This is a genomic window from Lamprocystis purpurea DSM 4197 (assembly GCF_000379525.1).
Classification (GTDB): domain Bacteria; phylum Pseudomonadota; class Gammaproteobacteria; order Chromatiales; family Chromatiaceae; genus Thiodictyon; species Thiodictyon purpureum.
The window spans coordinates 1-10,197 of record NZ_KB902371.1 but is presented as its reverse complement, the minus strand read 5'-3'; the positions used below and the strand labels follow the sequence as shown (position 1 = coordinate 10,197).

The window sequence follows — 10,197 nt, the reverse complement described above, 5'->3', positions numbered from 1 at the left end:
CGGGTAATGACTCCAACTTATTGATAGTGTTTTATGTTCAGATAATGCCCGATGACTTTGTCATGCNGCTCCACCGATTTTGAGAACGACAGCGACTTCCGTCCCAGCCGTGCCAGGTGCTGCCTCAGATTCAGGTTATGCCGCTCAATTCGCTGCGTATATCGCTTGCTGATTACGTGCAGCTTTCCCTTCAGGCGGGATTCATACAGCGGCCAGCCATCCGTCATCCATATCACCACGTCAAAGGGTGACAGCAGGCTCATAAGACGCCCCAGCGTCGCCATAGTGCGTTCACCGAATACGTGCGCAACAACCGTCTTCCGGAGNCTGTCATACGCGTAAAACAGCCAGCGCTGGCGCGATTTAGCCCCGACNTANCCCCACTGTTCGTCCATTTCCGCGCAGACGATGACGTCACTGCCCGGCTGTATGCGCGAGGTTACCGACTGCGGCCTGAGTTTTTTAANTGNCGNAAAATCGTGTTGAGGCCAACGCCCATAATGCGGGCTGTTGCCCGGCATCCAACGCCATTCATGGCCATATCAATGATTTTCTGGTGCGTACCGGGTTGAGAAGCGGTGTAAGTGAACTGCAGTTGCCATGTTTTACGGCAGTGAGAGCAGAGATAGCGCTGATGTCCGGCNGTGCTTTTGCCGTTACGCACCACCCCGTCAGTAGCTGAACAGGAGGGACAGCTGATAGAAACAGAAGCCACTGGAGCACCTCAAAAACACCATCATACACTAAATCAGTAAGTTGGCAGCATCACCCGACGCACTTTGCGCCGAATAAATACCTGTGACGGAAGATCACTTCGCAGAATAAATAAATCCTGGTGTCCCTGTTGATACCGGGAAGCCCTGGGCCAACTTTTGGCGAAAATGAGACGTTGATCGGCACGTAAGAGGTTCCAACTTTCACCATAATGAAATAAGATCACTACCGGGCGTATTTTTTGAGTTATCGAGATTTTCAGGAGCTAAGGAAGCTAAAATGGAGAAAAAAATCACTGGATATACCACCGTTGATATATCCCAATGGCATCGTAAAGAACATTTTGAGGCATTTCAGTCAGTTGCTCAATGTACCTATAACCAGACCGTTCAGCTGGATATTACGGCCTTTTTAAAGACCGTAAAGAAAAATAAGCACAAGTTTTATCCGGCCTTTATTCACATTCTTGCCCGCCTGATGAATGCTCATCCGGAATTCCGTATGGCAATGAAAGACGGTGAGCTGGTGATATGGGATAGTGTTCACCCTTGTTACACCGTTTTCCATGAGCAAACTGAAACGTTTTCATCGCTCTGGAGTGAATACCACGACGATTTCCGGCAGTTTCTACACATATATTCGCAAGATGTGGCGTGTTACGGTGAAAACCTGGCCTATTTCCCTAAAGGGTTTATTGAGAATATGTTTTTCGTCTCAGCCAATCCCTGGGTGAGTTTCACCAGTTTTGATTTAAACGTGGCCAATATGGACAACTTCTTCGCCCCCGTTTTCACCATGGGCAAATATTATACGCAAGGCGACAAGGTGCTGATGCCGCTGGCGATTCAGGTTCATCATGCCGTTTGTGATGGCTTCCATGTCGGCAGAATGCTTAATGAATTACAACAGTACTGCGATGAGTGGCAGGGCGGGGCGTAATTTTTTTAAGGCAGTTATTGGTGCCCTTAAACGCCTGGTTGCTACGCCTGAATAAGTGATAATAAGCGGATGAATGGCAGAAATTCGAAAGCAAATTCGACCCGGTCGTCGGTTCAGGGCAGGGTCGTTAAATAGCCGCTTATGTCTATTGCTGGTTTACCGGTTTATTGACTACCGGAAGCAGTGTGACCGTGTGCTTCTCAAATGCCTGAGGCCAGTTTGCTCAGGCTCTCCCCGTGGAGGTAATAATTGACGATATGATCATTTATTCTGCCTCCCAGAGCCTGATAAAAACGGTTAGCGCTTCGTTAATACAGATGTAGGTGTTCCACAGGGTAGCCAGCAGCATCCTGCGATGCAGATCCGGAACATAATGGTGCAGGGCGCTTGTTTCGGCGTGGGTATGGTGGCAGGCCCCGTGGCCGGGGGACTGTTGGGCGCTGCCGGCACCTGTCCTACGAGTTGCATGATAAAGAAGACAGTCATAAGTGCGGCGACGATAGTCATGCCCCGCGCCCACCGGAAGGAGCTACCGGCAGCGGTGCGGACTGTTGTAACTCAGAATAAGAAATGAGGCCGCTCATGGCGTTGACTCTCAGTCATAGTATCGTGGTATCACCGGTTGGTTCCACTCTCTGTTGCGGGCAACTTCAGCAGCACGTAGGGGACTTCCGCGTTTCCAGACTTTACGAAACACGGAAACCGAAGACCATTCATGTTGTTGCTCAGGTCGCAGACGTTTTGCAGCAGCAGTCGCTTCACGTTCGCTCGCGTATCGGTGATTCATTCTGCTAACCAGTAAGGCAACCCCGCCAGCCTAGCCGGGTCCTCAACGACAGGAGCACGATCATGCGCACCCGTGGCCAGGACCCAACGCTGCCCGAGATGCGCCGCGTGCGGCTGCTGGAGATGGCGGACGCGATGGATATGTTCTGCCAAGGGTTGGTTTGCGCATTCACAGTTCTCCGCAAGAATTGATTGGCTCCAATTCTTGGAGTGGTGAATCCGTTAGCGAGGTGCCGCCGGCTTCCATTCAGGTCGAGGTGGCCCGGCTCCATGCACCGCGACGCAACGCGGGGAGGCAGACAAGGTATAGGGCGGCGCCTACAATCCATGCCAACCCGTTCCATGTGCTCGCCGAGGCGGCATAAATCGCCGTGACGATCAGCGGTCCAATGATCGAAGTTAGGCTGGTAAGAGCCGCGAGCGATCCTTGAAGCTGTCCCTGATGGTCGTCATCTACCTGCCTGGACAGCATGGCCTGCAACGCGGGCATCCCGATGCCGCCGGAAGCGAGAAGAATCATAATGGGGAAGGCCATCCAGCCTCGCGTCGCGAACGCCAGCAAGACGTAGCCCAGCGCGTCGGCCGCCATGCCGGCGATAATGGCCTGCTTCTCGCCGAAACGTTTGGTGGCGGGACCAGTGACGAAGGCTTGAGCGAGGGCGTGCAAGATTCCGAATACCGCAAGCGACAGGCCGATCATCGTCGCGCTCCAGCGAAAGCGGTCCTCGCCGAAAATGACCCAGAGCGCTGCCGGCACCTGTCCTACGAGTTGCATGATAAAGAAGACAGTCATAAGTGCGGCGACGATAGTCATGCCCCGCGCCCACCGGAAGGAGCTGACTGGGTTGAAGGCTCTCAAGGGCATCGGTCGACGCTCTCCCTTATGCGACTCCTGCATTAGGAAGCAGCCCAGTAGTAGGTTGAGGCCGTTGAGCACCGCCGCCGCAAGGAATGGTGCATGCAAGGAGATGGCGCCCAACAGTCCCCCGGCCACGGGGCCTGCCACCATACCCACGCCGAAACAAGCGCTCATGAGCCCGAAGTGGCGAGCCCGATCTTCCCCATCGGTGATGTCGGCGATATAGGCGCCAGCAACCGCACCTGTGGCGCCGGTGATGCCGGCCACGATGCGTCCGGCGTAGAGGATCTACCACCTGCGTGCGCTGGGTGTTGATGTGCGCCTGACCCGCTCCGACGTGACAAAGGGCCACCCGGAGTACTATCAGGACTACGCCCGCCGCCTGGCAGAGGAGACGCCGGGTGCTTACTATATTGATCAGTTCTCTAACCCGGCCAACCCGCTGGCGCACGCCACCACCACCGCACCGGAGCTGTTCGACCAGCTGGCAGGCAGGGTTGATGCCGTGGTAGTAGGCGTTGGCTCCGGCGGCACGCTGGGTGGCTTGCAGGCATGGTTTGCCAAACACTCTCCGCATACCGAATTCGTGCTGGCCGATCCCGTTGGCTCGATTCTGGCGGATCAGGTTGAGACCGGACAGCACGGCGAGGCGGGATCCCGCGCCGGGGCTACCTGAAGCGGCTCTACGTCGCCCACCGCCTGCACCACGCGGTGCGCGGCCGGGAGGGCTGCGTCTCCTTCGGTTTTATTTACGCCCGCAAGCCTGCCGACCTACAGGCGATCCTGCGTGAACGTCATGGCCGCCCGCCTAAACGGGACGCTGCCAAAGACCGGCCGGACGCGGCGTCACCCTCGTCGTCTTCGCCCGAATAACCTGCCCCGGTGCCGCCATCAGCATGGCAATTTTTTCACCTTTGCTGGTGTGCTGGCGGCGATCCCAGGCGCTGCCTCCCGCCGCTTTTACCTTAATACCGATCTCCCGGTAGACGCTGCGGGCGGTGGCGATCGCCCAGGCGCAGCGCGGCGGCAGATCGTGTAGCCCGGCCTGGGAGGAGATGTAGTACGGCTCTGCGGCATCAATAAGCCGCTCCGCCACCCGCGCCAGCGCGGCCCGATTCTCCCGCGCGGCATAGTTCTCCGGGGTCAGCCCGGCATCCTGCAGCCACTCGGCGGGCAGATAGCAGCGGTCAATAGCCGCATCGTCAATAATATCCCGGGCGATATTCGTCAGCTGGAAGGCCAGCCCCAGATCGCAGGCGCGATCCAGCACCCGCTCATCCCGCACGCCCATCACCCTGGCCATCATCAGACCCACCACGCCCGCCACGTGATAGCAGTAGCGCAGCGTATCCTCAAAGGTGACATAGCGGGTCTGAGCCACGTCCATCGCAAAGCCGTCGAGGTGATCGAGCGCCATGCGGGGCGTAATACCGTGGGTCAGCGCCACCTCCTGAAAGGCAGCGAAGGCCGGATCCTGCATCTCGGCCCCTTCAAACGCCGCCAGGGTCAGCGTGCGCAGCCGGGCCAGGCGCTGGGTGGCCTCCTCCTCCGCCGCGGCCTCGCTGGCGAAGCCGTGGGTCTGGTCGTCAATGACGTCATCGCAGTGGCGGCACCAGGTGTAGAGCATCAGCACGCTACGGCGGGTGGCCGGGTCGAACAGCTTCGCAGCGGTGGCAAAACTTTTCGAGCCGTTGGCCATGGTCTGCGTGGCGTGGTCAAGCAGCGGCGGTTGGCTCATTGCAGATCCTCAATCATCAGGCTGGCGGTGGCTTTCGCCGAGGCCACTACGCCAGGAATGCCCGCCCCAGGGTGAGTACCTGCGCCCACCAGGTAGAGGTTGGCAATGTCGCTGTCGCGGTTGTGCGGGCGGAACCAGGCGCTTTGGGTCAGCAGCGGCTCGATGGAGAAGGCCGATCCCAGATGCGCATCCAGCGTGTCGTGGAAGTCTGCCGGGGTAAAGATCCGCTGGGTCACCAGCTGGCTACGCAGGCCGGGCATATAGCGCTCTTCAAGGTAGTCAAAGATGCGGTCGCGCAGCTTCGGCCCCTCCTGCGCCCAGTCCAGCGGCGCGTTGCCAAGATGCGGCACCGGGGCCAGCACGTAGAAGCTGGCGCAGCCGGGAGGCGCGAGCGAGGGATCGGTCACGCAGGGCGAGTGCAGGTAGAGCGAGAAGTCATCCGCCAGCGCGCTGCCGGTAAAGATCTCGTCGATCAGCTCCCGGTAGCGGGGACCAAAACAGATGGTATGGTGCGCCAGCTGGGAATGAGGCTGGTTCAGGCCGAAGTAGAGCACAAACAGCGAGTTGCTCATGCTCTTGCGCTCCAGCGCTGCCGCCCGCTTCTGCCCCACCGGATGGTGGCCGAGCAGCTTTTTATAGGTGTTCACCACGTCAGCGTTCGAGGCTACGGCGTCGGTGTCAAAGATCCGACCATCCGCCAGCCGGACCTGGCTTACGCGGTTATCGGCCACCACCAGCTCTTCGACCCGGGCGTTGAGTTCGATCTCCCCGCCCAGATCGGTAAACAGCTTCACCATGCCGTTCACCAGCGCCCCGGTGCCGCCCTCAGGGAACCAGACCCCCCACTCCCGCTCAAGGGCGTGGATCAGGGTGTAGATGGACGAGGTGGTGAAGGGGTTGCCGCCTACCAGCAGGGAGTGGAACGAGAAGGCCTGCCGCAGATGCTCATCCTCAATAAAGCGCGAAACCGACTGGTAGACGCTCTGCCACGCCTGGAGCTTAAGCAGCTGCGGCCCGGCGCGCAGCATGTCGCGAAAAGAGAGGAACGGCACGCTGCCGAGGCGCAAATATCCCTCCTGGAATACCGCCTGGGAGTAAGCCAGAAAGCGCCGGTAGCCCTCGACGTCGCGGGGGTTGAACTGGGTAATCTGCGCCTCAAGCTCGGCGCTGTCGTTAGCATAGTCGAGGGTCTTCCCGGACTCCCAGCAGAGTCGGTAGAAGGGTTTTACCGGCAGCAGCCTGACGTAATCCTCCATGCGCCTGCCGGCCAGGGTGAACAGCGCCTCAAGCGCGGTAGGATCGGTGATCACCGTCGGCCCGGCGTCAAAGGTAAAGCCCTGGTCATGCCAGACGTAGGCCCGACCGCCGGGCTTGTCCCGCTGCTCCAGCAGTACGGTTGGGATCCCTGCCGCCTGCAGGCGAATCGCCAGCGCCAGGCCACCAAAGCCTGCGCCAATCACAACGGTTTTTTTCATCCTTTATCTCGTCTGTCAGGAAAATGGTTCAGCGCCGCCCGCCAGGCTTCGCCCAGCGGAACCGGTGGCTTGCCCGTCAAAATGCGGGCCTTATCAAAGAGAGAGAGCCGACCGGCGTAAAAGCGCTCTACGGTGGGCTCCGGCAGCCCATAAAAGCGCTGCATCACCCGCCAGCGGTTCTCCTCGCGCCCGGCCAGGAAAAGCATCCGGTTCAGCAGGCGGAAGAATCCCTGCCTGCGCCAGTGGCGTTCGGCAAACTGCCGGGTGAGCTGATAGAGCGGAACGCTGCCCAGCCGCGGGCTGTCGGCAATCGCGTCGGCAAGGGCCACCGCCAGCGGCAGCGAATAGCCAGTGGTAGGGTGAAATAGCCCAGCCCGCATTCCCGAGGCAATAAGGGGCATCTGCGGCCAGGCCTCGGCAATGTCAACCAGCGCCTCAGCGGTGGGGATCCCCCAGTCGGCAAAGACGTTGGCCACGCTGCGCTGCTGCTCGGTGGCCGCCCGCTCGCCTTCAACGGCGGCCCAGCTGGTGCCGCCCGCGCCCGCGACGTCAATCACGGTAACGCCGGCATCGATCAGCTGCCCGGCCACGGTTCGGGAGATACCGGCTCCCACCTCTTTCACCACCAGCGGAACGGGCAGCTCGCGGACCAGAGTTTCAATAGCCGCCAGCCGTCCGCGCCAGTCGCGATCGCCGCCGGGCTGTAGCGCCTCCTGCAGCGGGTTTAGGTGCACAATCAGCGCATCCGCCTCGATCATCTCCACGGCCCGTCGGGCGTAATCAATACCTTTTCTGCCGGTCAGCTGCGCCGCGCCGAGGTTCGCCAGCAGCGGCACGTCCGGAGCCAGCTGCCGCAGGGTTTTATCCAGCCCTAAGCCCGCGTCGCTCTCAATGGCGACGCGCTGGGAGCCCACCCCCATCGCAATTTTTAGCACCTGCGCCGCCTCGGCGAGGTGGCGGTTGATATGGCGCGAGCGCTCAACGCCGCCGGTCATGGAGCTGATCAGCAGCGGAGCCTGTAGCTGCCGATTCAGGAAGGTGGTTTCCAGCGTGATGTCGCTAAAATTCAGCTCTGGCAGGGCGCAGTGGGTAAAGCGCCAGCGCTCAAAACCTGCGCTAGCCTGAGTTACGGCGCGACGGGGGTCGAGAACGATATCCAGATGATCGTTCTTACGCTGAACAAGGCGCTCGTCCTTCATTCATCACTACTCCTGTAATGTGGTTCCATCGTTATGTACTGCTTGAACCCAAAAGGGCGGTATCAGGCGATTTTCATGACCGGTGACCAGTCGGCAAGGTGATGGCCAAACCACAGATGCATAAACTGTCGGATGGCGCCGCCCTGCGGACAGGCAAAAGTGAGGTGTTTGTCGGCGGAATCAATATGCTCGCGCAGCTTTTGCCGGGCCGCGTCTGCGCCCAGCCGGTTGACCAGCGTCGATTTTCCCGCGTCCTTATTGCGATCTTTACCGGTTTCCGGGTGATCGTCACGCAGATCGTCCAGCAGTTGAAACGCCTGGCCGAAGTCGAGGGCGAAGGCGTGCAGCGTCTCTCGCGTGCTCGGCGACGAGGCGGAAGCAATGGCGACGATCTGCAGCATCGCGCTGAACAGAATGCCGGTCTTGAGGTGGTTGGTGCTGAGGATAGCGTCAGGGGTACGGTCGAGGGCGGCATCGTTAAGATCGCGAAACTGCCCCAGTACCAGGCCCTGCACGCCCACGGCGGTAGAGAGCTCGTTGACCGCCTGGGCACGCCTCTCCCCCGGCAGATCGCCGGTGGCGGCGATCAGACCAAAGGCTTTAGAGAGCAGCCCAACGGAGGCAAGGATCGCCACGCTCTCACCAAATTTTTTGTGGGTAGTGGGCTGACCGCGGCGCAGCTCGGCGTTGTCCATGCAGGGCATGTCGTCGAGCATCAGCGACGCGGTATGGGTCAGTTCAACGGCGCAGGCGAGATCGAGCAGCGTAGGCATACTGCCCTGGTAGCGGAGGTCGCGGGCGGCCAGCAGCATCAGCAGCGGACGGATCCGTTTACCGGGTGCCATGACGCCTTCACGCATCGCAAGGCTGACGATATCCTGGCTGTCGGTTTCAGGTAACAGGCCAGCCAGGTGATCGTCAATGGATTGTCTCATTACTTCTATTTCGCGATGAGGCGAAACGCCCGCTTTACTGCCACTCACCATTGCAAGGTTACCCGCTGAATTGTCTTTTAGTATCAGTTAACCGTAGACCGCGCGGATAGCTCTCGCCAGGTTCTGAAGCAGTTTTACATTGTGCGAAGCATGAGACGCTGTGCCTTTAGATCCACAGGACGGGTGTGGTCGCCATGATCGCGTAGTCGATAGTGGCTCCAAGTAGCGAAGCGAGCAGGACTGGGCGGCGGCCAAAGCGGTCGGACAGTGCTCCGAGAACGGGTGCGCATAGAAATTGCATCAACGCATATAGCGCTAGCAGCACGCCATAGTGACTGGCGATGCTGTCGGAATGGACGATATCCCGCAAGAGGCCCGGCAGTACCGGCATAACCAAGCCTATGCCTACAGCATCCAGGGTGACGGTGCCGAGGATGACGATGAGCGCATTGTTAGATTTCATACACGGTGCCTGACTGCGTTAGCAATTTAACTGTGATAAACTACCGCATTAAAGCTTATCGATGATAAGCTGTCAAACATGAGAATTACAACTTATATCGTATGGGGCTGACTTCAGGTGCTACATTTGAAGAGATAAATTGCACTGAAATCTAGAAATATTTTATCTGATTAATAAGATGATCTTCTTGAGATCGTTTTGGTCTGCGCGTAATCTCTTGCTCTGAAAACGAAAAAACCGCCTTGCAGGGCGGTTTTTCGAAGGTTCTCTGAGCTACCAACTCTTTGAACCGAGGTAACTGGCTTGGAGGAGCGCAGTCACCAAAACTTGTCCTTTCAGTTTAGCCTTAACCGGCGCATGACTTCAAGACTAACTCCTCTAAATCAATTACCAGTGGCTGCTGCCAGTGGTGCTTTTGCATGTCTTTCCGGGTTGGACTCAAGACGATAGTTACCGGATAAGGCGCAGCGGTCGGACTGAACGGGGGGTTCGTGCATACAGTCCAGCTTGGAGCGAACTGCCTACCCGGAACTGAGTGTCAGGCGTGGAATGAGACAAACGCGGCCATAACAGCGGAATGACACCGGTAAACCGAAAGGCAGGAACAGGAGAGCGCACGAGGGAGCCGCCAGGGGGAAACGCCTGGTATCTTTATAGTCCTGTCGGGTTTCGCCACCACTGATTTGAGCGTCAGATTTCGTGATGCTTGTCAGGGGGGCGGAGCCTATGGAAAAACGGCTTTGCCGCGGCCCTCTCACTTCCCTGTTAAGTATCTTCCTGGCATCTTCCAGGAAATCTCCGCCCCGTTCGTAAGCCATTTCCGCTCGCCGCAGTCGAACGACCGAGCGTAGCGAGTCAGTGAGCGAGGAAGCGGAATATATCCTGTATCACATATTCTGCTGACGCACCGGTGCAGCCTTTTTTCTCCTGCCACATGAAGCACTTCACTGACACCCTCATCAGTGCCAACATAGTAAGCCAGTATACACTCCGCTAGCGCTGATGTCCGGCGGTGCTTTTGCCGTTACGCACCACCCCGTCAGTAGCTGAACAGGAGGGACAGCTGATAGAAACAGAAGCCACTGGAGC

At 58.6% G+C, this 10,197-nt stretch carries 8 protein-coding genes and 3 pseudogenes; 3 read left to right on the top strand and 8 right to left on the bottom strand.

Annotation, left to right across the window (positions count from 1 at the left end; genetic code table 11):
- Positions 1-17: 17 nt before the first annotated feature.
- A protein-coding gene (locus A39O_RS37670) for an IS1 family transposase (protein WP_407635624.1) occupies positions 18-715 on the bottom strand; the annotation gives its coding sequence in 2 pieces (ribosomal slippage) (positions 18-475 and positions 475-715; 699 coding nt in all).
- A gap of 278 nt (positions 716-993) precedes the next feature.
- Between A39O_RS37670 and A39O_RS0103340 the strand changes: the two genes are divergently transcribed.
- Together A39O_RS0103340 and A39O_RS43450 are read left to right on the top strand one after the other, a co-directional pair.
- Positions 994-1,653 (top strand): type A-1 chloramphenicol O-acetyltransferase, encoded by a 660-nt coding sequence (locus A39O_RS0103340; RefSeq protein ID WP_000412211.1) that lies wholly within the window; start codon positions 994-996, stop codon positions 1,651-1,653.
- A gap of 849 nt (positions 1,654-2,502) precedes the next feature.
- Positions 2,503-2,631: a type VI secretion protein gene (locus A39O_RS43450; RefSeq protein ID WP_001260374.1), complete on the top strand. Its 129-nt coding sequence runs from the start codon at positions 2,503-2,505 to the stop codon at positions 2,629-2,631.
- Positions 2,632-2,686: 55 nt separating this feature from the next.
- On the opposite strand, the pseudogene A39O_RS31820 reads toward A39O_RS43450, so the two are convergent.
- Positions 2,687-3,586: pseudogene (locus tag A39O_RS31820) on the bottom strand (tetracycline resistance MFS efflux pump); the annotation flags it as partial.
- 28 nt (positions 3,587-3,614) lie between these two features.
- Here A39O_RS31820 and A39O_RS0103320 point away from each other — a divergent pair.
- On the top strand, positions 3,615-3,974 hold the full coding sequence (locus A39O_RS0103320) for a pyridoxal-phosphate dependent enzyme (protein ID WP_020503293.1): 360 nt from the start codon (positions 3,615-3,617) through the stop codon (positions 3,972-3,974).
- A 132-nt stretch (positions 3,975-4,106) separates the two neighbouring features.
- Here the strand turns inward: A39O_RS0103320 and crtB are convergent, their stop codons facing one another.
- From crtB to A39O_RS37625, 6 genes and pseudogenes are all read right to left on the bottom strand, one after another.
- On the bottom strand, positions 4,107-5,036 hold the full coding sequence (gene crtB, locus A39O_RS0103315) for a 15-cis-phytoene synthase CrtB (protein WP_020503292.1): 930 nt from the start codon (positions 5,034-5,036) through the stop codon (positions 4,107-4,109).
- Positions 5,033-6,511, bottom strand: a complete 1,479-nt coding sequence (locus A39O_RS0103310) for a phytoene desaturase (protein ID WP_020503291.1) — start codon at positions 6,509-6,511, stop codon at positions 5,033-5,035. Before A39O_RS0103310 ends, crtB begins: the two co-directional genes overlap by 4 nt.
- Positions 6,508-7,710: a type 2 isopentenyl-diphosphate Delta-isomerase gene (gene fni / locus A39O_RS31815; protein ID WP_020503290.1), complete on the bottom strand. Its 1,203-nt coding sequence runs from the start codon at positions 7,708-7,710 to the stop codon at positions 6,508-6,510. Before fni ends, A39O_RS0103310 begins: the two co-directional genes overlap by 4 nt.
- Before the next feature lie 62 nt (positions 7,711-7,772).
- Entirely contained in the window at positions 7,773-8,645 is an 873-nt protein-coding gene (locus A39O_RS0103300) for a polyprenyl synthetase family protein (protein WP_020503289.1), read from the bottom strand.
- A gap of 169 nt (positions 8,646-8,814) precedes the next feature.
- Positions 8,815-9,108 (bottom strand): annotated as a pseudogene (locus tag A39O_RS0103295) (MFS transporter); the annotation flags it as partial.
- 996 nt (positions 9,109-10,104) lie between these two features.
- Positions 10,105-10,191 (bottom strand): annotated as a pseudogene (locus A39O_RS37625) (IS1 family transposase); the annotation flags it as partial.
- Positions 10,192-10,197: the final 6 nt, after the last annotated feature.